This is a genomic window from Bacillota bacterium (assembly GCA_012837285.1).
Taxonomy (GTDB): domain Bacteria; phylum Bacillota; class DTU030; order DUMP01; family DUMP01; genus DUNI01.
On sequence record DURJ01000018.1, the window covers coordinates 18,341 to 41,995 of the forward strand.

Annotated in this window: 29 protein-coding genes, 1 tRNA gene and 1 pseudogene; 1 reads left to right on the forward strand and 30 read right to left on the reverse strand. The window is 49.8% G+C overall.

Annotated features, from left to right (window positions below; all coding sequences use genetic code 11):
* Positions 1 to 94: 94 nt before the first annotated feature.
* From GX016_01120 to GX016_01160, 9 genes are all read right to left on the reverse strand, one after another.
* Complete coding sequence (locus tag GX016_01120; GenBank protein HHT70164.1) at positions 95 to 694, reverse strand: DUF445 family protein; 600 nt, start codon at positions 692 to 694, stop codon at positions 95 to 97.
* Between the two features lie 149 nt (positions 695 to 843).
* Complete coding sequence (locus GX016_01125; protein HHT70165.1) at positions 844 to 1,716, reverse strand: hypothetical protein; 873 nt, start codon at positions 1,714 to 1,716, stop codon at positions 844 to 846.
* 91 nt (positions 1,717 to 1,807) lie between these two features.
* A tRNA-Val gene (locus GX016_01130) sits at positions 1,808 to 1,882 on the reverse strand.
* 66 nt (positions 1,883 to 1,948) lie between these two features.
* On the reverse strand, positions 1,949 to 3,469 hold the full coding sequence (locus GX016_01135; protein HHT70166.1) for an MBL fold metallo-hydrolase: 1,521 nt from the start codon (positions 3,467 to 3,469) through the stop codon (positions 1,949 to 1,951).
* 105 nt (positions 3,470 to 3,574) lie between these two features.
* Complete coding sequence (locus GX016_01140) at positions 3,575 to 4,135, reverse strand: 1-acyl-sn-glycerol-3-phosphate acyltransferase (GenBank protein HHT70167.1); 561 nt, start codon at positions 4,133 to 4,135, stop codon at positions 3,575 to 3,577.
* Positions 4,136 to 4,143: 8 nt separating this feature from the next.
* Positions 4,144 to 4,848, reverse strand: coding sequence for a (d)CMP kinase (locus GX016_01145; protein ID HHT70168.1), 705 nt, complete (start codon positions 4,846 to 4,848; stop codon positions 4,144 to 4,146).
* 86 nt (positions 4,849 to 4,934) lie between these two features.
* Complete coding sequence (locus tag GX016_01150; GenBank protein HHT70169.1) at positions 4,935 to 5,660, reverse strand: rRNA pseudouridine synthase; 726 nt, start codon at positions 5,658 to 5,660, stop codon at positions 4,935 to 4,937.
* Between the two features lie 90 nt (positions 5,661 to 5,750).
* Positions 5,751 to 7,031 carry an FAD-dependent oxidoreductase gene (locus tag GX016_01155; GenBank protein ID HHT70170.1) on the reverse strand — a complete coding sequence of 427 codons (1,281 nt, stop codon included), beginning with the start codon at positions 7,029 to 7,031 and terminating at the stop codon, positions 5,751 to 5,753.
* Between the two features lie 3 nt (positions 7,032 to 7,034).
* Positions 7,035 to 7,979, reverse strand: a complete 945-nt coding sequence (locus GX016_01160; GenBank protein HHT70171.1) for a hypothetical protein — start codon at positions 7,977 to 7,979, stop codon at positions 7,035 to 7,037.
* A 121-nt stretch (positions 7,980 to 8,100) separates the two neighbouring features.
* Here GX016_01160 and GX016_01165 point away from each other — a divergent pair, with 121 nt between their 5' ends.
* On the forward strand, positions 8,101 to 8,562 hold the full coding sequence (locus tag GX016_01165; GenBank protein HHT70172.1) for a hypothetical protein: 462 nt from the start codon (positions 8,101 to 8,103) through the stop codon (positions 8,560 to 8,562).
* On the opposite strand, the gene GX016_01170 is transcribed toward GX016_01165, so the two are convergent.
* The 21 genes and pseudogenes from GX016_01170 to GX016_01270 all read right to left on the reverse strand — a co-directional run.
* Positions 8,559 to 9,092, reverse strand: a complete 534-nt coding sequence (locus tag GX016_01170; GenBank protein HHT70173.1) for a spore maturation protein — start codon at positions 9,090 to 9,092, stop codon at positions 8,559 to 8,561. The two genes, GX016_01165 and GX016_01170, sit on opposite strands and share 4 nt — an antisense overlap.
* Before the next feature lie 3 nt (positions 9,093 to 9,095).
* Positions 9,096 to 9,680: a spore maturation protein gene (locus GX016_01175; GenBank protein ID HHT70174.1), complete on the reverse strand. Its 585-nt coding sequence runs from the start codon at positions 9,678 to 9,680 to the stop codon at positions 9,096 to 9,098.
* A gap of 74 nt (positions 9,681 to 9,754) precedes the next feature.
* Positions 9,755 to 10,228, reverse strand: a complete 474-nt coding sequence (gene ytfJ / locus GX016_01180; GenBank protein HHT70175.1) for a sporulation protein YtfJ — start codon at positions 10,226 to 10,228, stop codon at positions 9,755 to 9,757.
* Complete coding sequence (locus GX016_01185) at positions 10,201 to 10,800, reverse strand: DUF2953 domain-containing protein (protein ID HHT70176.1); 600 nt, start codon at positions 10,798 to 10,800, stop codon at positions 10,201 to 10,203. Before GX016_01185 ends, ytfJ begins: the two co-directional genes overlap by 28 nt.
* Before the next feature lie 72 nt (positions 10,801 to 10,872).
* Positions 10,873 to 11,412 (reverse strand): SMC-Scp complex subunit ScpB, encoded by a 540-nt coding sequence (gene scpB, locus GX016_01190; GenBank protein HHT70177.1) that lies wholly within the window; start codon positions 11,410 to 11,412, stop codon positions 10,873 to 10,875.
* Positions 11,394 to 12,146 (reverse strand): segregation/condensation protein A, encoded by a 753-nt coding sequence (locus tag GX016_01195; protein HHT70178.1) that lies wholly within the window; start codon positions 12,144 to 12,146, stop codon positions 11,394 to 11,396. The genes scpB and GX016_01195 overlap by 19 nt, the downstream gene beginning before the upstream one ends.
* Before the next feature lie 17 nt (positions 12,147 to 12,163).
* Positions 12,164 to 13,156 carry a tryptophan--tRNA ligase gene (trpS, locus tag GX016_01200; protein ID HHT70179.1) on the reverse strand — a complete coding sequence of 331 codons (993 nt, stop codon included), beginning with the start codon at positions 13,154 to 13,156 and terminating at the stop codon, positions 12,164 to 12,166.
* 24 nt (positions 13,157 to 13,180) lie between these two features.
* Positions 13,181 to 13,825 carry a site-2 protease family protein gene (locus GX016_01205; GenBank protein HHT70180.1) on the reverse strand — a complete coding sequence of 215 codons (645 nt, stop codon included), beginning with the start codon at positions 13,823 to 13,825 and terminating at the stop codon, positions 13,181 to 13,183.
* Positions 13,826 to 13,927: 102 nt separating this feature from the next.
* Positions 13,928 to 14,899, reverse strand: coding sequence for a 2-hydroxyglutaryl-CoA dehydratase (locus GX016_01210; GenBank protein HHT70181.1), 972 nt, complete (start codon positions 14,897 to 14,899; stop codon positions 13,928 to 13,930).
* Positions 14,900 to 14,978: 79 nt separating this feature from the next.
* A pseudogene (locus GX016_01215) lies at positions 14,979 to 16,037 on the reverse strand (CoA protein activase).
* Positions 16,034 to 16,990, reverse strand: coding sequence for a hypothetical protein (locus GX016_01220; GenBank protein HHT70182.1), 957 nt, complete (start codon positions 16,988 to 16,990; stop codon positions 16,034 to 16,036). The pseudogene GX016_01215 and the gene GX016_01220 overlap by 4 nt, the downstream one beginning before the upstream one ends.
* A 39-nt stretch (positions 16,991 to 17,029) precedes the next feature.
* A complete protein-coding gene (spoVAE, locus tag GX016_01225; GenBank protein ID HHT70183.1) occupies positions 17,030 to 17,380 on the reverse strand; it encodes a stage V sporulation protein AE in 351 nt (116 codons plus the stop codon).
* 11 nt (positions 17,381 to 17,391) lie between these two features.
* Positions 17,392 to 18,402 carry a stage V sporulation protein AD gene (spoVAD, locus tag GX016_01230; protein HHT70184.1) on the reverse strand — a complete coding sequence of 337 codons (1,011 nt, stop codon included), beginning with the start codon at positions 18,400 to 18,402 and terminating at the stop codon, positions 17,392 to 17,394.
* Complete coding sequence (spoVAC, locus tag GX016_01235; GenBank protein HHT70185.1) at positions 18,399 to 18,869, reverse strand: stage V sporulation protein AC; 471 nt, start codon at positions 18,867 to 18,869, stop codon at positions 18,399 to 18,401. Before spoVAC ends, spoVAD begins: the two co-directional genes overlap by 4 nt.
* A gap of 55 nt (positions 18,870 to 18,924) precedes the next feature.
* A complete protein-coding gene (locus GX016_01240) occupies positions 18,925 to 19,134 on the reverse strand; it encodes a dodecin domain-containing protein (protein ID HHT70186.1) in 210 nt (69 codons plus the stop codon).
* A gap of 102 nt (positions 19,135 to 19,236) precedes the next feature.
* A complete protein-coding gene (locus GX016_01245) occupies positions 19,237 to 20,001 on the reverse strand; it encodes a SigB/SigF/SigG family RNA polymerase sigma factor (protein ID HHT70187.1) in 765 nt (254 codons plus the stop codon).
* A complete protein-coding gene (locus GX016_01250) occupies positions 19,994 to 20,437 on the reverse strand; it encodes an anti-sigma F factor (GenBank protein HHT70188.1) in 444 nt (147 codons plus the stop codon). Before GX016_01250 ends, GX016_01245 begins: the two co-directional genes overlap by 8 nt.
* A 1-nt stretch (position 20,438) precedes the next feature.
* Complete coding sequence (locus GX016_01255) at positions 20,439 to 20,786, reverse strand: anti-sigma factor antagonist (GenBank protein ID HHT70189.1); 348 nt, start codon at positions 20,784 to 20,786, stop codon at positions 20,439 to 20,441.
* A gap of 162 nt (positions 20,787 to 20,948) precedes the next feature.
* The gene (locus GX016_01260; protein ID HHT70190.1) at positions 20,949 to 22,139 is read right to left on the reverse strand and encodes a D-alanyl-D-alanine carboxypeptidase; all 1,191 of its coding nucleotides are present in this window, start codon (positions 22,137 to 22,139) and stop codon (positions 20,949 to 20,951) included.
* A 68-nt stretch (positions 22,140 to 22,207) separates the two neighbouring features.
* A complete protein-coding gene (locus GX016_01265) occupies positions 22,208 to 23,026 on the reverse strand; it encodes a purine-nucleoside phosphorylase (protein ID HHT70191.1) in 819 nt (272 codons plus the stop codon).
* Positions 23,027 to 23,047: 21 nt separating this feature from the next.
* Positions 23,048 to 23,655, reverse strand: a 608-nt coding sequence (locus GX016_01270) for a phosphopentomutase (GenBank protein HHT70192.1), incomplete at its 5' end; no start/stop codon positions are given.

Sequence of the window (23,655 nt, forward strand, 5' to 3'; positions counted from 1 at the left end):
TATCTGCGGCTCTCTGATCCTCGTCATAGTTTTAAGACACTCCAATTTGTACCCTATTATATGCTCACTTTGCCTTCATGTCAAATCATTGTTGTTAGAAAAAAACAGTTTTCCCCAGCGACAGAACAGCAGCCTGTAAGAGACCGATAACTCCGCCTAAGACCCCGCCGGCGTATTCAATATAACGCAGCTCCCTTCCGGCGAGTTCCCAGCTCAAAGCTTCCAGTTCCTGTAGCGGTAAGGAGTTGAGTCGGCACTGTATCAGTGAGCCGATATCAAGTTGGGATAAGTTAGTGGTGATACTTCTTATCAACTTGTCCACCAGCTCGCGACTTCTGGCATTTGTCCAGCCAGTGAGATAATTTACCAAGTAATTACGGAGAGGTAAAGGCAAATACTTAGGTAGGCGTTGAACAACTTCTTGCTCAGTCAACTTGGATACCATCATCAACAACTGTTGGCAAACCTCCGGGTTTTCCAGCTGTTCCGCCAGATCCGTTGCAGTGAGCAGCTCCTTTTCTATTGCTTGCCCCACATTACGGGCAATGTCAGCTTGCCGGCGTGGCAGTAACCCCTGCAATTGCCAGGGGCCAAGGCGAATAGGCCGGTACGGGTGAAACAGCAACCAGATGGCAACCATATTAGTACCCCAGCCAATAAGAGCTCCCATAGCTGCCATAACAATGTAGAGCATATCATGTTCTCCCTTATCAAAACTGTCGGACCAAAATTACGACCAAAATTACATGACTATTTGGTACTATCATAGCAACAACTGTAAGGAAGCTCAAGAGAACATGTATGCTTCCGAGACATAAATTGATGACATGCCCATAGGGGCCGTTACGTTCCTCGGCATAGCGGACAACCCGAACAGGTAATTACTTGCCCGGGAAATATATCATGGATTGTAGTAATCAAATCTCGGAACCAAAGGTCAGCGCTGGTACCCAAATGAAGAATAATGGTCGCGGGTGCCATACAGACAAGAGCACTCACCAGCAGATCAGCATGTGTCAGGTCGTCATGGGGGCCAAACCCATCCCAGAAATTACCCAGTCTTAGCAGCCGGCTTTGTTCATCAAGCAACTGAAAACTGCCATTTGAGTCCAGCAATACCTGGATTTGTGACCATTGTGGTTCCTGCAAACTTACAAAGTACCGGAGAAGTTGGATAAACTCCAGATACTCTTTTTCCCCTTCCACATCATTGGCCGCGCGCCCAACGGCTTCCTGTAATTCGCGCCGATAATCCTGTAGACGGAAGCGAACAAAGCCTTCCACAATAATGGTGTTTGAGCATTTCAGATAATCTACCAATTTCCGTACGATTCTGGCGTGACGGTCCGCTGGCGTCGGCAGTAGGTCACCCTCTTTTTTTAGGGTCAGGTCTATTATTTTCTGCCGATCCTCAAGAGACAACGTACGGTACTCCCGCTGTACTAACTTATGAACAAGATTCTCCTCACAATGGGTAATAATAATATCAGCCAAGGCATTAGCCAAAAAACAGCGCAAGAGCCCCTGGGCTTGGTCGGGCGGTAAGACTCCTGAGTTCTGTACTATGTTGCAGCCTAAGAAAGTTAGTTGGCCGCGTCTAGTTTCGCACAAACTAACCTCCAAACCTTGTTTACGCAGTTGTAATAGTTCTGCTACAACTCGTTGGCGCAAAGCAGCAGGATTCTTCATGCTGGCCAGATTAATAGCAGCGGCCATGGTTTTCACCCCTAGCGCTATTATATGTGCTTGACAAAACTCATATACGATGCAAAAAAACGCAGCCTGGTAGCTGCGTCTAATAAGCAGATGGTGCGCACTAGAGGGATCGAACCTCTGGCCCCCTCCGCGTCAAGGAGGTGCTCTCCCGCTGAGCTAAGTGCGCATCTATGTTCTAATTATACGTATACCGGAACCGAAAGTCAAGGTTTTGGCAGACGCCAAGAATTCTCTATTCCTTAGCTGCGGCCACCTCTGCCTGTATACGCAAGGCTCGAATAGCTTGGGCCAGTTGCTCTATTTCCCAAGCATACTCTTCTTCTCTTTCCGGTGGCAACTTACCGACCAGTTTACTTAATTCTCGCTGCAAATTTGCCATTTTCGTCTCCGCTGACAACGAGCCCCTTGGCCGCCGTGAAGCAACGCCTCCAGCTGTAATTTTAACACTTTCACCCCAAGCAGGAATACTTACTCTAACGCCCAGGCTGTCCTTTAGCAGTTGCGCCAAGTTAGACAATGCATCTTCTTCCCCGTGAACCAAAAAGACCTCCTGTGGTAACTTGTGGTAGGCGCTAACCCAATTAATGAGTCCGGTTTGGTCGGCATGAGCCGAGTATGCGCTCAGATTATGGATTTTCGCTTTAACCGCCACTTGTTCCCCAAATATCCGTACCCGCTCAGCACCTTCCAACAGCCTGCGACCAAGGGATCCTTCAGCTTGATAACCTACCAAGACTACGCTGGCTTCAGGCCGCCAAAGGTTGTGTTTCAGGTGGTGTTTGATTCGTCCGGCATCGCACATGCCGCTGGCTGAAATTATGATACTGCCGGCAACCTCGGTATTAAGCCGCTTTGATTCTTCCACTGAACGAACGAATTTAAGGTTTTCAAAAGAAAGCGGTTTGTAGCCTTGCTGCAGTAGTTGCCAGGTCTCGTGGTCATAATACCCGGGATTCTTAATAAACACTTCCGTAGCTTTGGTAGCCAAGGGACTGTCAACATACGTTGTTACTTGAGGAGATATCTCCCTTTCACGATAGAGGGCACTGAGTTCATATAACAAATCTTGGGTTCGTTCGATGGCAAAAGCTGGAATGATAACGTTTCCCCGCCGTTGTACGGTAGCACGGATAATCTGTCCTAAGTGGGAACGTCTCTGCTCCCGGGGCTCATGAAGGCGATTACCGTAAGTGGATTCAAGAATCATATAATCGGCCGCCTCTATCAAAGCTGGATCGCGAACTATCGGTTGCCCGCCGGAACCAAGGTCACCCGAAAAAACCAACTTTATGGTTTGATCGTCTTCGGTAAGCCACATTTCTATAATGGCCGATCCGAAGATATGACCGGCATCACGAAGCCTTAGCTTCAGAGACGAAGATAATGAAATGATCTCATCGTAGTTAACACCTAAAAACAAAGGCAAGACAGCTTCAGCATCACTGACTGTATACAGCGGCGGCCGAGGCGGCAACCCGGCCCGGATACGTTTTCTGTTTTTCCATTCGGCCTCTATTTCTTGAATGTGCCCGCTATCCGGCAGCATAATGCGTGCTAAATCAACGCTGGGTCTGGTGGTGATGATTTTGCCTTGAAAACCTTCTTTGACTAGACGCGGCAGTAAACCACTGTGGTCGATGTGGCTATGAGTCAAGATTACATAATCTATCTCAGCCGGAGCAAACGGAAAAGGCTTACAATTGCGGTCACGCACTTCTTTTTTGCCCTGAAAAAGCCCGCAATCCACAAGCATACGGGAGTTACGGCTGTTAATAAGGAAACAAGACCCAGTAACAGTACCCGCTGCACCGCAGAAACAAAGTTCTGCCAAACTTATCTCCCCCTAAGTAAGCTCCACTTAATCATCCAATAATTTGGCAATGTGAGACATAATCCGATCAGCTAATACCCGGCTGCTGGCGCGGTCTTTGGGATCTAAGTCGCCCCATGGTATTGCTTGTCCAAAGGCTATTTGCACAGGTCCCTTGCCTTGAGTGCCTGTAATTCCGGCTGGTATCAAGACAGCTTGGGTACGCAAAGCCAGCACCGCCGCTCCTTGCTCAGCTGGACCCAGTTTCCCGGTCTTGCTCCGCGTTCCCTCTGGAAACATGCCCAGAACCCGGCCATCTCTTAGGATGCTCAAAGCACACTTATATGCTTTTCGATCTGCAGTATCCCTTTTAACCGGGAAAGCGCCTAATGTTCTAAAAACCCAACTTAGCAAAGGATTCGCAAACAATTCTTGCTTAGCCATAAAGTGTACCTGCCGCGGACAAGCTACGGCTACTACGGGAGGATCCCAGTTACTGACATGATTGGCCACAATTATCACCGGACCGCGGGCCGGAACGTATTCCTGCCCCGAAATCTTGAGCTTCCTAAATAATTGCAGGTACGCTCTGACAATGTTTACGCTCAATGTGTAGATCAGCGGCTATTCCTCCCTTGACTTGTTCTATTCTGCGCCCGTTGCTTAGCGAGTTCGACTATGGTGCTAACTACTTCTTCCGGATTAAGGTTGGTAGTGTCTACAACACAGGCATCTGGCGCCGGCTTAAGGGGTGCCACCTGACGGTTGGCATCTTCTCGGTCTCGTTGCCGTACTTCCTCTTCAACACGAGCTGCAGACACGAAAAAGCCCCGATTCGAAAGCTCTTGTTGTCTTCTTTGCACTCTGGTGGCCAAATCAGCAGTAAGAAACACTTTGATATCGGCAGAAGGTAAAACCACTGTTCCAATATCACGCCCGTCCATTACTATGCCCTTTTCATCGCCTAAAGCTTGTAGCTTTTCAGTTACCCGTTCCCGAACAGCTGCCAGTTTGGCTACCTGAGACACCCTATCATTGATTTCCGGTGACCGCAGAGCATCAGTCACCTCTTTACCAGCGATAAAATAAACCGGTGAACCGTCCGGTTGCATCCTGACCTCCAAGTCAATTGACTTTGCCAGGTTAGCCAAGGTAGCAGAGTCATTGAGGTCTACTCCCTGTCTCACAGCAACCAGGGCTACCGCTCGATATAGGGCACCGGTATCAATATAGAGGTAGCCAAGTTGTTTGGCCACCTGACGGGCAGCGGTGCTCTTACCTGAGCCAGCCGGCCCGTCAATGGCCACTTGCATTTTGAGCATGATTTGCACCAACACCTTCTTAATGGTATTCCCTTATGGCTGTTGTTCGGCCCCAGTAGCGAGTATTCTGTTCACGCTGCCCCTGGCTACGAAGAATAGTGTTTGGACGCGCGGTACAGGGCAGTTACTTCAGCTCTAGTTAGGGTGCGCGCTTTTCCTGGCGGAAGCTGTCCCAATGATAACGGCCCTATTTTGCGTCTAATGAGCCGCTTCACAGGGGCTCCGATGGCCTGAAACAAGCGGCGCACTTCCCGTTTGCGTCCTTCCATCATTTCAACTTCCCAGCAGGTGCCTTGCTCCCAAGTACCGACTGCAGACACCTTCACGGCCTGGGCCGGTCCGTCCTCTAACTGAATCCCGGTCACAAGTTGCTTTGTTTTATCTCCAGGATGTCCCAGAACCCAAACCTCATAGGTTTTCACAACCCCAACAGAAGGATGAGTCAATCTGTACGCTAAGGCACCGTCATTAGTCAGAATAAGTAGGCCCTCGCTGTTATAATCAAGGCGTCCGACAGGAAATAGACGAATCCCCTTGGGAACTAAATCTAGCACTGTGGGACGGCCTTGGGGATCGTGAACAGTAGTTACGTAGCCAGGAGGTTTATGGAGCATAAGATATACTTTTGGTTTACTTACGGTCAGGATAACGTCGTCCACAGCAATCGAATCAGTATCGGGATCCACTTTTTGGCCCAATCTCGTAATTACGCAACCGTTCACTTTGACTCGTCCAGCAGTAATTAGTTCTTCTGCCCGGCGACGCGAACATACGCCGGCTCGAGCAATTACTTTGTGCAGCCGCTCTTTCAAAAACGATCTCCTCTCTGGCCATTCTTGTAGACTACGTACTGTGGGCAGCAGCCGGGGTGTGAAAACAAGCCTTCTTGGTTGGTCTTAGAATCAGCATAAAGGTTGAATGTAAATTCCAGCAAGGTTGGCAGCAGCCACCCGCCGAGCAACTTTATTTGGATCAGTGCTGTATAAGTTCTGTTCGAGCATTGTTTGAAAAAATCCTGCTCCGGAAAAGGTATAAGTTTGGTATCCGGGTCGATTTTCTTTTAAATCTTGGCTGATCGCCCCTATCAGGGCTCCGGAAGCGAGCGTTGCAGGTAGGATTATAGGCTTTAGTCCCAGAGCATAACGAACAGCATTATGGCCGGCCAGAAATCCGGTGACGATGGCTTCTGTATGACCAACAGCTGGGCCTTGTTTTTCACCAGCCACGAGAACATTGGCCAAGCCATCAACCCTAAGACTGTTGTCCCGGTAGGCCATGGCCAACAAGCGCATAGAATTGCCTATACCTCCGGCTAATGGGTCGACGTAGCGAACCAGCTCAAAGCCGGGCACCTGTCTGAGTGCATCTAGCGGGAAAAAAGGGGCCATAAGTTTAACCGAACCGGTGTCGAGAAGAATGATGTTCCTGGCATAGTCGTCATGGGCATATTGTTGACAGACTTTCAATTTTAGCTTTTGCGGACGAATTAGATCGGTAGGCAATTGTACTACCACTACTCCGTTCTGTTTCAGCTCCTGCCCAATTTCCGGAGCCAGAGATTCGGGGCAGAGTTTACACGAACCGCTCATAGCACCGAAGCTGCCGTCTCCCTTCAAAAGAGAATACTCGTGCCCGCCAGCCATCTTTACTAGAGATGTACGCGGACCAAACGAATGACAACGTTGGATGCAAAGAACACAGCCATGCCCGTAGCGCCAGCAATTGCCCGGTGGTCCGGAGGTGCCAGTGGCATCAACGAAAGCGTCAGCAGTTATGACTTCCCCGGTCTCCAAGATAACACTCTTAACTCCATCCCCCACCTGATCCAGGCCCGCCACCCGACTACGGAATCGAATTTTCACCCCCTGTTCTGTTAGCAGCCGGCGGATAAGTGGCTCAACCTTGATAACATCATATAGACTGGCATGATTATGACCAGGAAAATTGACATTGCGATGACGATATATTGTTTCCAGGGCTTCAAAAATTGGATGGCCGCCTAACGCAATGGTTTCTAAAGCCGCTGTTAGCCGACCATTGTTTAACATAATGCCTCCGACCAAACCAGCACCTAATAGCAAATCCGTCCGTTCCAGCACTACCACTTCTCCGCCAACCTGACGAGCGGACATAGCAGCTGCACAGCCGGCCCAACCTCCTCCTACCACTACTATCTTCGCCATGAATTAATTGCCCCCCTTGCTGAGACGGTACTGGGCTTTGCACAATGGGATCCGTTCTTGACCAAAATGGACACTGAGACAACTTCCGCACAATCCATCTCCGCAGCACATAGTGATGTTTTGTGAGCGCACAAACTCTGTTCTGCTGCCAGGGGCCAAAGCCGAGACAGCGGCTTGAAGTACCTCCGGTCCGGCACAGACAACCACTGCCGGTTTTAATTGCGTTAGCCAGCCTGCAATCACTCTAAGACCAAAGGGGCGCATGCTGGCTACCTCCTCCACCTCGGCGCCATAACTTCTCAGTTTTTCTCCCACATAAACCAAGTTAGCCGAACCAGGGGCCAAGCAAACCTTAATCGTATTCCCACCGCGTAGCAGAGCTTTTGCCGCCATGACAATAGCGGATTGTCCCATTCCTCCCGCCACCAGCACAGCCTCTTCATTGCGAGTTGTTTTTAAAATCTGGGTATCGGTAAGACCACTGAAGTAAGGCCCTCGAATAACCACTCGGTCATCAGCTGCCAATAGCAGGGAAGTTTTCGGTCCAACGCACTTGACTACCAGGCAAACCTCGTTTCCGCTCACGTCGACAACGCTAATGGGAACAGCAGCAGAACTGGGCGCGAACGCCGGTCGGATAAACAAAAATGTCCCCGCCTGGGAATAACTTGGTAGCCACTCAGCCTCCAACGAAAACCGAATTTTTAGTAAGTTGGAACCTAAGCGTTGTTTCTTGACGATAACAGTTCTTTCGCTTCGGTTGGCAATAGCTCCGGAACCAAACCAATAATTAAGATAACTACAGCTGCCGCTCCAACGACAGTCACAAGACTCGGCCCCAGCTAACAAAGAGCAAACGAAACAATGGCCGTTTTCGGCTAAGTAGCACGGACAGTATTCACTCCCGGCATCAACACACTTTAGAGACCATTGGGCCAGCTTTCTCATTCACACCACCTCCGTAGTCAGACTATGAATGGCCCCAGGAGATGGTGTCAGGGCACGGAATGCCCATCCCCGGAATAGTATGGGCAAAAGCGCCCGAAATATCTTACGGAGGTGATAAACATTGGTGTTGGGCCTTGAGTTAGTTACATTAGTACCGTTAACATTGATTGCCCCGGCTTATATCGAACTCTTTCTATCAGCAGGCAGGGATGTTATTCCAGCTTCGTTTGGCAAAGATGAATACACCAGCACAGTGATTCTGGCACCCCATAGTCGTGTAGCCGCAACAGGCCGCAAGTGCTTGTTTCTTAATCATCAGCGACCTACCTATATGGTTCAGGCCGGGCCAGCAGAGCTGGTGGACATGTCTCACTGTGCCAACAAGGAGACCAGTCTTCACCTCTTTCTGTCGTCTTCGTTGTCCATTACGTGTGCCCAGCTGGCACAGGACTTCTGTCTTAATCTTGTAACTCCAAGGGGGTCACAATTGATGGTCTGTGACCCGGATCTAATTGAATACTCCGGCAACGGGAAGTTTGTCATCAACTTAGGGTCATGTCTTGCTCACATTACCGGTAACTAACAGAACAGCAAGCGCGTAAGTACCACTGCTGCCGTTATCCCAGCGATATCGGCCAGTAAACCCACGAACAGGGCATAGCGAAACCGTTTTACCCCTGCCGAGCCAAAATATACAGTTAATATATAGAAAGTGGTGTCAGTAGCTCCTTGTAAAGCTGATGCCGTTAGTCCTAGTAAAGAATCGGGACCGTAGGTCTGTAGTGCATCTATCATTAGGGCAAAAGAGGCACTACCGGAAAGAGGACGCATTACAGCCATTAGCAGCAGTTCAGGTGGAAAACCCACCACAGCCAAGGGGTCTTCAAGCGGACAAAGAATCAATTCTAACAGACCGGAGGTCCGAGCAACGCTAATGGCTGCAAGTATTGCCACCAGATAGGGAATCATTCTTATGGCCAGTTCAAACCCTTTAGCAGCCCCCTGAATGAAGGCTTCGTATACTCTTACTCCTTTAAGCTTGGCTATTAGTAATATCGTACCAACAAAAAGTGGTACCACATTATTGCTGAAGGTAACGAGACAAGAAGCCAAGGGTCAATCCCTCCCCCACAAGCACTGACAAATACGGTCGCCGATGATGGCTGTTGTAGTTGCTACCACTGTAGACAGAAACGTCACTACTACTGTTGCCGCCGGGTTTGTAGAGCCCGCAGCCATACGAGCGGCGATGATGCTGGTAGGTACAAAGGTGATACAGCACGTGTTGAGGGCCAGGAACGTACACATGGCAGGAGTTGCCTCATCAGGGTTTGGATTCAACTGCTGTAATTGTTGCATTGCTCTCAGACCTAACGGAGTGGCGGCGTTGCCCAATCCCAACATATTGGCTGACAAATTTAACAAAACAGAGCCGGCTGCTGGGTCAGAGACAGGTATGGTTGGAAAAAGAAACACAAAGACTGGTTTGCACAGCTGAGCTAACATAGTGACAAGGCCGGCGGCCTCAGCAATACTCAATATGCCCAGCCAAAAAGTCATACTGCCGATAAGAGTGAGGGTAAGTGTCACGGCTGCTTCTGACTCTGTCAATAGAGCCATGGTTACGGCTGCTGATTCACCTCGCAACAAGGATGTGACCATACCGCCAAACAAAAGAATAAACCAAATTGAATCTAACATGTTCTCCCCTCCTCAGTTTAGGCTATGATCTCTAAGATAGGGGAAGAACAAAAGAGGAGGTTTTTTGCCTCCTCTTACCTGCGGCCCTGGGGGTTGTATGCCGGGACTTCTGGGGTATTATCAGTTTTGTCCCTACTGCCGGTACCCGCTCTGGGTTTCATTTCACCCCCTAGGAGTGAGTTTACCTGGTCCAGAATTTGGGGGGCCAAGTCAATCAAACGATCGTAAAAGGCTCGACTGTCCACCGGCAGCAACCGCACCTGTCCGTTCCCTACAACCAGGAAAGCAACCGGGTTAATGCTTACGCCGGCACCGCTCCCACCTGCAAACGGAAGTGAATTTACCTCATCCCCAGTGCTACCATGTCCTCGGGAAGGTTCGTATTCACCCCCGCCGGCGGCGAAGCCAAAAGTAACACGTGAGATGGGAATAATTACGCTCCCATCGCTGGCTTCTACTGGGTCTCCCACCACCGTATTTACGTCAACCATGTCCTTGATACTTTCCATCGCTGTTTTCATTAGCCCTTGAATGGGATGCTCTGCCACAGTTTTCTACCTCCCTGCTCAATAGTTGACCGACTCAAATGCTTTACGGTTCGTACTACAGCAGTAATAATATGGAGCAGCGGTAGAAAGACTATACAACGGATGTTAACATTGAAGACAACAGTATTGAATCTCGGCTCAATTGTTACCTTAAAAGTCCCGCTTGTCATGAGTGCTTGGGAAACGGCTTTGGCCCAGCCTAAAATCTGCCACATGATACCTGTCAGGATCCCTGTAGCGGCGGCATCGCCGGTTCCTATAACTATGGAACCGCTAACATCTAAGCTACTGTAAGGCATAATGAAACGCACGAAGGTTAGCAGCACTGGCCTGGCTGACCTTAGCCGACCTCCGGTTTTATAATGACGTCTAGTGCCAGTTGTTGCTGGTGGTTGGGCTGTTCGGAGTTGAAACTGATACAACGGTATAGCCACCTGGTACTTGGACCAGTGCCAACAAAGGCCAAAGCGCAGATTATTGCTCGAACAAGTAATAACTAGCTCAATCCATAAAGTACCAGCTAACAGCAGCAACAAGGCAAGCAGGCCTAAAACAATAAGGAGGGTAGGCATCCTGTCACCTTCAACTGGATCCTTTCCCCTAGTTTTTCCCCTTTTGTTATTAAAATACAAGTCTCCGGAAAATCATTCCGGAGACTCTTCTGTGGTCATATCTGGCAATACTGACCGAGGTAAATCCCGCAGACTATTTAGCCCCAAGGATTTCAAAAAATTATTGGTGGTGCCATACAATATAGGGCGCCCTGGACCTTCTTTTCTGCCAACTTCAGTAACAAAACCGCGCTCTTGCAAAGTGGCTAGCACTGTATCCACCTGCACACCCCGCACTAGCTCTATCTCCATCCTGGTAATCGGTTGGCGATAAGCAATAATAGCTAGTGTTTCCAACGCTGCTTGGCTTAGACGCGGCTTTTCTTGCGGTTGGAGTAGACGCTGTACATAGGGTTTGTACTCCGATCGAGTAAAGAACTGCAGCCCCCCGGCTACTTCCCGAAGTACTATGCCGCGACAGTTGCGATTTACGCTTTGCCTGAGTTCAGACAAGGCCAGTTCGGTATCGGCCTCTGACAACTCGGATGCAGCAGCCAGTTCCCTTACTGACACCGGTCGGGCTGCTGCCAGTATTAAAGCTTCCAACAAAGCTGTTAATGATTGCTCCGGCATGCTGGGTCCTCCTTGCGCGCCACAAAGATATCGCCAAAACGTACAGTCTGCCGAACCCTAATCTTACCTTGGCGCCACAGCTCCAGCAGTGCTAGAAACACGGTCACTAAGCGAGGACGTGAGGGCTTGTTGCCAAGATAACGGCTAAATGAGAGGGTTCGTCCACCCTTAAGATATGCCTTCAGGTCAGCCATTTCTTCTTCTACAGTTGGGCGCTCAGGAATAACCGTAACCGAACGGAGTGCGGCAAAAAGCGGCTTCAAACGGATCCAAGCAGAGACTACCGCATCCAAATCCGGCGGTGGTGCTTCGGCCACAAGCAGCGGTTGGGCGTCTTCCGACCTGACAGGGTTTATGCCAGTGAAGGCAGCTTCTTTTTCCATCATCTTACCCAGTTCCCGACCGAGATCACGGAACAGACGGTATTGTCGTAAGTGCTGCACTAATTGCTCAGTGTCTTGGTCTACGGCTAATTCCTCTTGTTCAGATTCCACCAGGTGACTTGACGGTAGTAATACTCTGGTTTTTAGGAGCAATAATCTGGCGGCCAAGATGAGAAATTCACCTACTGCATCAAGATCAGTTTGCTTTTCAGCCCAGGTGACGTAAGAGACATACTGATCCACCACCTGAGCCAGGGAAATTGCACAGATGTCCAGTTCCGCAGTCTCAATCAGATAACAAAGGAGGTCAAAAGGTCCGCTGAAATTCCCCAGCTTGATCTCATAACCCAATCTTTATTGCTCCCAGTTTAAAAGTCTCGTAAGTTCATAGCTTGGCGCACTTCAGCCAAAGTAACTTCAGCTGCCAACCGCGCCCTACGGGCTCCGTCACGCAAAACATCAACTACATCATCTGGGCGACGGGCCAGTTCTTGTTGCCGTTCGTAAATAGGTGCCATTCGCTCAACAATAATGTCGGCTAACCTCTTTTTGCAGGCCACGCAGCCTACCCGGGCACCGCGGCATTCCCCGGCAACTTGTTCTTGTCCCTCAGGCGTAAACGCTTTATAGAATTGGTAAGGTACACAAATTTCTGGGCGGCCGGGGTCGGTTTTTCTAATACGTTCCGGGTCAGTAACCATCTGGGCTACTTTGATCCGAATTTCTGCTGGAGTATCGGACATATGGATTTCATTGCCATAACTCTTGCTCATCTTGCGGCCGTCGATACCCGGCAGTAAGGCAAATTTGGTCAATTTGGCAGTGGGTTCGGGAAAGACAGAACACCGGAACAAAAAGTTAAAGCGGCGAGCAATTTCACGTGCAATCTCGATGTGCGGCAGCTGATCTTCGCCCACGGGAATAGCCTCCGCTTTGTAAGCTAGAATATCGGCCGCCATTAGCACCGGGTAGCCCAGAAAACCATAAGTGGCAATATTGCGCCCTTCCAGCTGACGAAGCTGTTCTTTGTAAGTGGGAACTCGTTCTACCCAAGAAAGCGGCGTCGGCATCGACAACAGCAAGTGTAACTCAGCACCTTCTTTTACATTGGATTGAACAAATACTACACACTTATCCGGGTCTATACCCGAACTCAACCAATCTATCGCTATGCTCAAGATATTATCCTGGAGTTCTGTTGTGTCTTCATAACCGGTGGTAAGTGCATGCCAATCCACAATACAAAAAAAACACTCGTATTCTTCTTGCAAGGCTACCATATTAACCACCGATCCTAGATAATTACCCAGATGGAGCCGCCCTGTGGGACGCATACCATTGAACACTCGACCCTTCAACAAAATCGCCTTCCTTCGTCTTGTGATCTAGAAATGCAATAAGACTTTATAAATGACACCGAACACAATAACATCGGTTAATTGGTACAAAAGATCATAAATACCGCTGGCTAAAGGCAGCAAAATAGAGTTAATGCTGCCTAAATACAGCAAGATAATAAGTAAAATAGGCCCGTACTGTTCATATTGGGCTAAGTAGTAGGCAGTCTTTCGAGGCAGTAGTTCGGCCAGGACCTTAGAACCGTCCAAGGGCGGTATAGGTATGAGGTTGAATACGGCCAAGAAAAGACTGTACCACATGGTCATTTCCAGGATGCCAGCAATGACGCCGTCCCACGGTATCACTTGCAGTTTCAAAACAATCAATAACAGAGTTGCTAAGGCCAGATTAGCTGCCGCACCCGCCAGTGAAACAACAATAATGCCCAGACGGCGGGGTCGTATGTACATAGGGTTAATCGGCACCGGTTTGGCCCAACCAAACCGTAACAACCACAGCATTAATAATCCTAGCGGATCTAAGTGTGCTAACGGGTTCAGTGTCATTCTACCGCTAAGCCGCGCAGTGGGATCCCCCAAAGCATCGGCTGCCTTAGCATGAGCATATTCGTGAACGGAGATGGCCAGCAGCAAAGCCGGTATACGAAATAACATCTCGCGGCCAAATAGCATGTATATCTTCCCTTCCAGCGGCCTGTTGGGGGACGTTGCCACTTAACCGCAATTATAGCATAATAAGACAGGAAAAAAAAGTGAAGCAGTACAGATAAAGCTTTAAGCTATTTGCGTACCAATTTGCTCGCTCCAGCGACCACAGCGGTCACCCCAGCAGGCTAAGGTTTGCCCCTCAGCTATTATTTCTACTACCTCACAACAGTTACTGCAGCCGCCACAATGTTTGCCTTTCACATCAAAATTCCAGTGGCTGATCTCAAAACCACGGAAGCTGCTCTTGGTCCCAGGGTGAACTTTTTTTCGGGCCAATAATGCAGCTCCCAAGGCACCCATAACGGCGTGCTGTTTCGGCACCGTCACCTTTAGCTTCAAGGCCTCTTCAAAAGCTTGTTTCATTCCTGCATTAGCTGCAACCCCACCTTGAAACAAAACCGGCGGAAGTATTTCCTTACCTTTAGCGACGTTGTTTAGGTAGTTGCGAACCAAGGCTTGGCACAAACCGCGGGCAATATCTTCCATGGAGTGTCCCAGTTGTTGTTTGTGAATCATATCCGATTCAGCAAACACGGCACAGCGTCCGGCTATTCGAACCGGGTTCTTTGATCTGATCGCCAGTTGCCCGAATTGCTCAATTGACAGTCCGAGTCTTTCTGCTTGACGGTCAAGAAAAGAACCGGTACCGGCAGCACAAACAGTGTTCATGGCAAAATCCACTACCATGCTGTTTCGCAGAATGATTATCTTGGAGTCTTGTCCACCGATCTCAAGAACCGTTTGCACATCAGGAAGTTCGTTAGCTGCGGCTATGCCGTGGGCTGTAATTTCGTTCTTCACGGTATCAGCTCCTACCATAACACCGGCTAGATGACGGCCGCTGCCGGTACTGCCTACGCCGCGAATGGTAACTTCCGGGGACAGTTGGTTTTGTAGCTCAATTAACCCCCTTTGCACTGCCGCAATAGGGTTCCCTTGGGTACGCAAGTAGAGATGGGCCAAGGCTGTCTCATCTTGACTTAAGACCAAGAAATTTGTGCTAACTGAACCTAAATCAATACCCAGATATGCCTCCAAAGGTTAACTCCTCCCTGGTTAGTGGTGACGTTCTCATGTTCTTCTTGCAGCTGGACCCACGGGCCCGTCTTCGTGCCCACAGCAGCTCGCAAAATGCTTCCAATCTGGTGAGTATTCCTGCTTCGGCAGAGTGTTCGTCCAGCATGAGCGTAAGAACCGGGATATTTTCCTCCAAACTGACCCGGGGCAATATACTCTTGGCTACAATCTCCGGCATACAAGTCAAAGGTGCCACCTGAATTACCCCGTCCACACCGGCACGAGCGTACATTATGGTGGTGCTTATGGTCTCAATCCCATGGCCACCAACAAAATGGCCCAGATACGGGGCCGCTAATCGATAATGCTCACGGTCGTCGCGAAGACGAAGGGTATGCAGGATAAGATTAGTCATCACCCAATCGCTAAGGTAGATTGACCGGATGACCTCTACACCCATTTCGCCCAGCAGTCGTTCGATTTCCAGATTAACTGCCGGTTCCAAAACAGTATATATCTCCCCAACCAAGCCCACCTTAAGGGTGTCTTTTCCTGATTCAACCTCGATTTCCTCCAATAGCATGCTTCCATGTTCAGCTGCTTCTTGCACAGCCTTGATGTTTTCTGCCCGGTCAACTTGGGCCAAAATTGTCTTCCAAATACGGGTTGTACAGCCGCGAAGGACCTCGCGGGCCCGAACAGGGTATGCTTGTTCGGCCAGTGTGTCCAGGGCTTTTAGCTTAGCCCAAGCCAGGGCTCCGGCTCGGTACACGGTCAGGGGAGTAGCCCTGGCTGTTAAACGTCGGAGCCCCTGAATTAATAGGCGCCATTGACCTTGGGGCGGCTCCAGTACAATCATATCCAGGTTGACACCAAGATCCGCCAAGATCTCTTGCTGAACCTGGGCGTAGTAACCAAACCGGCACGGTCCAATTCCGCCCGCCATTACTACCGTATCGGCTCCCAGCTCTGCAGCCTGAAGAAAATTACCGATGTTTACCTTAAGAGGCAAGCAGGCAAACTCAGGAGCATAACGAGTACCAAGGTTAATGGTGTCCTGGCTAATAGCAGGAGGTTCCACAACTTCAAGTCCCAGACCGGTCAACAATGACCGTACCGGTATATGAAGGTCACCCATATGAGGAAAGGTAACTTTCAAGATCTATTCCTCCACTCAATCATGTCCAAGAAGGCTTCTAATCGCGTAACCAGTCCCACTTCCCCGGTATGCTCATCCAGCGTAAGGAGTAGAAATGGTATTCGCCTAGCTTTATGTGTTCGCCGTTCCAACAGTTCCCCTACCAGGGAATCGGGCCCACAACCAAAAGAAACCACATGGACAATACCGACCACCGAGTTGTTCCTTAAGTAATGGCTGGCAGTACCCACCAGCGATCGACCCAGACTCCAAAACAGGTGTTTTGGCAAACGAGCGGCTTCACGCTCGACGATAGAGGGCGATAGCATCTCCGGTGTAACAACTCCATAGCCGCGCTGATAAAGTTGGCTGATCAAATTCATACTGACGAATTCATCGAAGATGTTGTAAGGATGCCCCAGCAGTAATAAAGTGGGACCAGAAAGGGAGTTGGAAGAATGAGCACGTTGGCCGAGAAGATCAACCGGGGTACAGCCACGTTGAAGCTCTCGCTGATATGATTTTAGTTCATGTCTAGCTTGGTACCAGGCAGCTTCGGCGGTTTTCTTGCTGAAACCTAATTTTTGAGCTGCCTGAATGTGTGATCGCCGCCAACCGGTGCTCTTCTGCCGGGCGTTAAGCGTCGGGGCAATCAACTGAGGTAAGTTGTAACCGCTATGTCTAATCATGTCCGGCAGGCCCATAAGCTTAGGGCAAATATAGGTGCCTTTTTGAGCACTAATTATCCGAGGAATAAACAGACAATCAACGCTGCTGGCCAGAGACAAAGCATGTCCGTAATACACTTTTACCGGTAGACAGGCCTCGGGAACCGCTGCAGTAACTCCCATATCCAAAATAGTCTTATCTGTTGGGGGCGAGACCACCACCTTCAGGCCTAAATGGCTCCAAAAAGTTTCCCACAAGGGATAGTAATGGTAGTAGAGCAGCGCCCGGGGGATGCCAATCTTCACTATCGGATCACCGAACCTTTCTAAACTGCCAGCCAGCCTCTATCCTTTAGGGTTAAAAAGAAGGGCTATAATCACTCCCAGCACAACAGCAGTTACAACCCCCATAGACGTGTTTTTGAACACACCGCTTAAGATACCGACAGCTCCCTTGGTCTCTACCTGTTCGAGAATCCCCTGAACCAAAGCATGACCAAAGCCTGTAAGTGGGATGGTAGCACCTGCCCCGCCGAAGGCTGCGATTTTCTCATAAAGTCCTACACCACTGAGAAGTGCGCCTATGCAGACAAACAGTACCAACACATGGGCCGAGGTAAGGGAAGTAAGATCCATGAGCAATTGTCCCAGAGAACAAATAATCCCACCAACCACAAAAGCCTGTAAATAATCCAAGACAACTCCTCCTAGACCTTTTCTATTGATACAGCATGGGCAATGGCGGGAATGGACTCACCTTGTTGGTAAGAAGTAGGACTAAGTAAGGCACCGGTGCTGACTAGCAGCATTCGCTTCAGCTCTCCATGCACGAGTCGCGGAAAAAAGTAGCTGGAAAATACAGCGGCTGAACAGGCGCAACCACTACCGCCGGCATGAGTGTCCTGTTCTGGATCATATATGAGTATCCCGCAGTCGGTATAGTTACTCTTAATGTCGTAACCGGCTTCAGCCAGCATATCTTGGGCCAGACCCTTACCAAGGCTACCTAGATCGCCGGTGGCGATTACGTCGTAGTAATCAGGCTGGCGACCGGTATCTTGAAAGTGACGCTCGATAGTGTCCACAGCCGCTGGTGCCATAGCTGATCCCATATCATTTATGTCTTTCACTCCCATGTCGATTACCTGTCCCACTGTTATTCCGGTAAGGGCGGCACCGCTTCCACTTTCGCCGATTATAGTCGCTGCGGCACCGGTTACAGTCCAATGTGCAGTCGGTTTACGTTGAACGCCCAGTTCTGTCGGATACCGAAACTGTCGTTCCGCAGTCTGATAGTGGGACGAAGCACTAACCAGCACTTTCGACGCAAACCCTCCGTCAAGGGCAATTCCAGCCAGCCCCAAGGCTTCGCTGAAGGTGGAGCAGGCTCCAAAGAGACCAAAGAACGGAACCGGCACATGTCGAGCAGCTAAATTAGCGGCAATTATTTGGTTGAGCAAGTCGCCACCAAACATAAGATCAAGACCGCTGTAGGCCAAATTTATTTTGGCCAAGGCCAGATCCATAGCCCGTCGGACCATTTTTGACTCCCCTAGTTCCCAACTTTTTTCTCCATAAAGGGGATCATTGATAATTTCGTCAAAATAACTACCCAGGGGGCCCATTCCTTCTTTTCTGCCCATCACCGACGCAGAACTCAAAACAGGTAACGGCCGGCTAAACAGATAGGTTTGCTTTCCTACTTTCTTTTGCCTCAAACCTTGATTATCCCACCTTTTAGCAGCCAATGAACAAAACCTACCAGGACTGAGGTAAGAATGCCGTAGACTAATACCGGGCCGGCTACAACGAACATTCGAGCTCCAACCCCCAGGACCAGACCTTCGCGTTTGAATTCCAACGCCGGTGAAACAATGGAGTTGGCAAACCCGGTGATTGGCACAGCTGAGCCGGCACCGGCAAACTTGCCTAACTCATCGTACCAGCCTAAGCCTGTCAATAAAGCTCCCAGAGCAACCATTACGGTGGCTGTAAGTCCGGCAGCTTCGTTAGCAGCAAACCCGCGAGAGGTAAATAGGTTAAGTACAATTTGGCCGATGACGCAGATGAATCCGCCTACGGCAAAAGCAGTGAGCACGTTTCGTACTACCGGGGGCTGGGGTCTCTTTTGCTGAACTCTTCGCTGGTATTCTTGCTGCTTGGGGGTCTTGCTTTGAGCGGCCAACTGATACCACCCCTTTACAGTCGTGAAATGAGGGAGAGCACCTCCAGGTGCCCTCCTAGTGTGTTCCGTCCACCGGGAACGCTATTTTGCAGTTGGCCTTGTATTCAATTACATCGCCGTCTTCTACATTACCTGTAAGGTTATAAATTTCCACCCCAGAAATATTGCGCACCGTCTTGGATGCTTGTCGCACAGCATCTTTTACGGCGTCGTCCCAGCTTGTTTGGGACTCACCAACAACTTCTATTACCTTGACAACTGTCATCTTGACGCCCCTCCTCTCTGACAATAAGCAGAAAAAGTTGAACTAGTTGATTCTGACACTAGTATGGCTTATCAAGCTAAAAACATACAAAAAAGCGGGCATCTACCCGCTTTCTAGCAGTTCCTTTATTTTCAGCAGAATTTGTTTTTCCAGCCGCGACACTTGCACCTGTGACAACCCCAATTCTTTCGCCACCTCAGCTTGTGTCTTGTCGACAAAGAAGCGCTGCCGGATGATGTGCTGTTCCCGTGGGGTTAATTTCTGCAGTAGTTGCCTCAACAGAATATGCTCCAACCAGTCATTGCTGTTTCCTTCTCCTAACCGGTCTTCCAGTTTTAAGGCGCTGGTTTCGTCTCTATAGATTGGATCCGACAACGAGGCCGGAGTCTGCACTGCTTCCAGTGAACAAACCAACTCTTCCGGACTCACACCGATTTCAGCCGCAATTTCGCTCACACTCGGATCTCGTCCTAACCGTTGGGCCAGCAACTGTTTTGCTCGACGGCCCTTATGCGCAGTCTCTTTAAGAACCCGACTTATCTTAATCGGGTTGTCATCACGGAGAAAACGCCGTATTTCGCCGATAATCATGGGGACAGCATAAGTAGAGAACTGGACATTGTAAGCAGGGTCAAATTTGTCTACGGCCTTCATCAAGCCAATTGTACCAATTTGAAAGAGGTCTTCAAACTCATGGCCGCGGCCAGCAAAACGACGTGCTATGTTAACCACTAGCCTTAGGTTCTCATTAATCACCTGTTCCCTAGCTTCGCCATCACCCGCCCTTATCCGAGCCAGCAATTCAATTGTTTGCTGCGATCCTTTACTCCGCTCAGGTAGATCTAATCGGAGAAAATGTTCAGTCATTGTCCAGGCCGCCCCCCTGTTGGCCTAAACGTTTAGTCATGAAAAGGCAGGTGCCTTCTCCCTCCTTCGACTGAATATCAACCTGATCCATACAGGCTTCGATTAAGGACAAACCAATTCCCATTCTCTCTTGACTGCAGGTTGTTGTCCCTAAGCGCCGCTTGGACTCTAAATCAGAGATTCCACAGCCATTGTCTTTTACCTCCACATTTACTTGTTGCCCTGATAGTCGTGCCGTTACCATTATCAAGCCTTCTGCTTGAGGATAGGCATGGACTACAATATTGGTTACGGCCTCGGAAACCGCAGTACTAATGTCGGCCAATTCAGGAACGGTAGGGTCTAGCTGGCTGACGAAAGCGGCTACAGCGGTGCGCGCAAAGGCGACATTCTCCGGTTTGCTGGGAAATTCCAGATACATATAGTTGTCGGCCATATTATTTCTCCTCCCCCACTGCATGCAGAGCTTCCGCCAAGGTTTGCGTTTGCGGGATAAGTTTAGTTAAACCAGAAAGCTCAAATACCCGCCGCACCTGACCTTGAGGCCCGGCCACGATAGTCTTTCCCCCAGTCTCAGCCAGCCGGTGGTACCGCCCTAACACAAAGCCCAAGCCCGAGCTATCCATAAAAGTAGTATCCGTCAAGTCCAGAATGAGACCGCCGGCTGTTTTTTCAGCCAGCGCTTTTTCCAGCTTAATCCGAACAGCTGGAACGCTGGCCACATCCAGCTCTCCAGTTATCTTTGCCACTAGCCATGAGCCTTGGTAAGATAGGTCAATCCCCATTTTGTCCCCTCCCTCCGGATTCACAATATTTACCAGCTACTTTCATATTCGCGTTCCACTCTCTTTTCCCTGCCAACTGCACCAATAATGAAAAAAGGTTGTCCTAGACAGGAAGGACAACCGGATCGAATCTTACGGTTCTACTGGCTCAAGACAGAAGTCTTAGGGGGCGGCTCCTTTCGTGCCGCCGGACAGCCAGGTTGTAAGTACTCGGCCAAATAAGCCGCCAAAACCTAATCGGTCAATACTTTCCCCCGCTACCAGGTCTGCTGTCGCCACCGGTTGATCATCTTTCTTGACGATGATTTTGCCTAACAAAGCACCTTCGGATACCGGGGCTTTTAGTCGGTCAGCTACGAGCTCCAACTCCCAACTTACTGTACTTTCTTCTCCCTTCGGTACGCTCACCGCCAACCGGCGGCTACATAAGAGCGCCACTTCCTGTTTTGTCCCGCGCAACACAGGCAAACTGGCCCTAATTTCTCCTTTATCTGCCACTAACAAGGAAGTGTAACGGGCAAAGCCATAGTTTAAAAGCTTGATAGCTTCTTGAAAGTGACTTCTTGGAACAGGACATCCTAAAACAACACTGATCAGACGAAACCCATCTTTTTCGCCGGTGGCAGCAAGACAATACCCCGCTTTTTCGGTCCAGCCGGTTTTTAGTCCGTCCACTACCTCTTCGTACCAAGCCAGGAGCTTGTTGGTGTTCCATAAGATAAGAGGAGGGTCGTCACGGTATTTGTATTCATAAATCGACGTGTACTTGAGCAACTGAGGAAATTTAGTTGCCTCGACGCACATGAGCGCAATGTCGTAGGCTGTGGTATAGTGGTCCGGGTGCGGCATGCCGTGCGGATTAACAATGTTGGTGTTGTTCATTCCCATTTCTTTGGCCCTGTTGTTCATAAGCTCCACAAATTGTGCTTCACTGCCAGCTGTCTGTTCGGCCAGGGCCACACAAGCATCGTTACCAGAACCAACTGCAATACCGATTAAGAGTTCTTCCACTGTGCGCTTCTCGCCCATCTCTAGAAATACCACCGAACCATCGGTGTCCACTTGCCGGTGGGCGTTCTCGGAAATGACAACTTCCTCGTCTAACCGCAGCCGGCCTTCTTCCACCGCTTCCAAGGCCAACAACATTGTCATTATCTTAGTTATGCTGGCCGGTTCTCGCTTCTCGTGAGGGTTTTTTTCGTACAGAACAGCCCCGCTGGTGGCATCCATGAGTAAAGCACAGGCGGCGGAAGTGTCCAATGGTTCAGCTTGAGCTGAAATTGGCATGGCTGCCGTTAGAACAAGACAAATTATTAAGCTGCCCCAAATTCGGACCAAAACGCTCCTGCCCATCCTGGATCTCCTTTCCTTTGGCATTCATAGGTAGGTTAACCAGGATGGGAACAGGAAATACATGTATGTCAGAGCCGGGCACAAACCCCTCTTAACAGTCGGGCCAAAGTGGGGCCAGCTTTACCGGCTACATCCAACACCTGTCCATGTTGAGCTACTTCGTGAGCTTCACCGCGGGCAATATTAGTAATCACTGACATAGCCAAGACCCTCAGATTAGCATGGCTGGCCACAATCACCTCCGGCACCGTAGACATGCCTACAGCATCGGCTCCCCAACGAGCAAAGGCCCCAAGTTCAGCTGGGGTTTCGAAGTTAGGGCCGGAGACACCGATATAAACACCTTCTTTCAGCTCCACCCCTTCTTTGGCCGCTACCGTCTTAAGTAAAGAGGCCAGCTGAGAGTCATAGACGGCTGCCATAGAGGGGAACCGTGGCCCAAGCTCATTATCATTAGCGCCGATTAGAGGGTTGGCCCCCATAAAATTGATGTGATCAGTGATCAGCATGATATCGCCAGGGCAAAAATTAGGATTCATACCGCCGGCTGCATTGGTAATGAAAAGAAGCTTTGCTCCTAATGCAGCTAGCAATCGTACCGGGAAAGTGACCTCGCTCATGGAATACCCCTCATAGTAATGGAAACGACCCTGAAAACAAGCCACCTGCTGCTTGCACCACTGGCCCAGCACCAAGCAACCGGCATGACCGGCAACTGTTGACTGGGGCATGTGGGGAATTTCCCCATATGGCACTACCAACTTGTCTTCGATTTCCTCCGCCACCTGGCCTAATCCGGAACCCAAGATAAGACCTACGTCCGGACGAAGGCCACGTAAAGTTTGCAGATAGGCAGAAGCTTCAGTGGCCTTTTTCTTGATTTCCAGCACTGGAAATCACCCCCTATATTAAGTATGATTGGCAACGGCGGCCCAAAAACTAGTACCGGCACCATGCCAAGGGACTCCCAAGATTTCAGCGGTGGTGGCCCCAACATCGGCGAAAGTCTCTCGGGTACCAAGATTTTTTGGCCTGATTCGATCACCGTAGGCCAAGAGAGGCACGTATTCTCTTGAATGATTGGTACTGTGGGTAGTGGGATCGCAACCGTGGTCAGCAGTGATAATCAGCACATCGTCCGGCTCCAGATATTTGAGGAAGTCACCTAAATCTTGATCGAATTCTTCCAAACAACGTGCATAGCCTAACGGATCGTTACGGTGCCCGTACAACATGTCGAAATCTACCAGGTTAGTGAAAATCAGGTCCCATTGCCCGCTGGTAACAGCTTTCTTTGTTAGCCTCATACCTTCTTTGTTGTTATGGCTGGGCCAAATGTCACTTAGACCGCGACCGGCAAAAATATCTCCAATTTTGCCAACGCCCAAGACGGCTCGGCCAGCACTGAGGGCAATATCCAACACCGTCGGAGCCGGCGGCGGCAGTGAAAAATCGCGACGATTGGCAGTCCGGTGAAAATCTCCCGGTGCCCCGACAAAAGGTCGGGCAATCACTC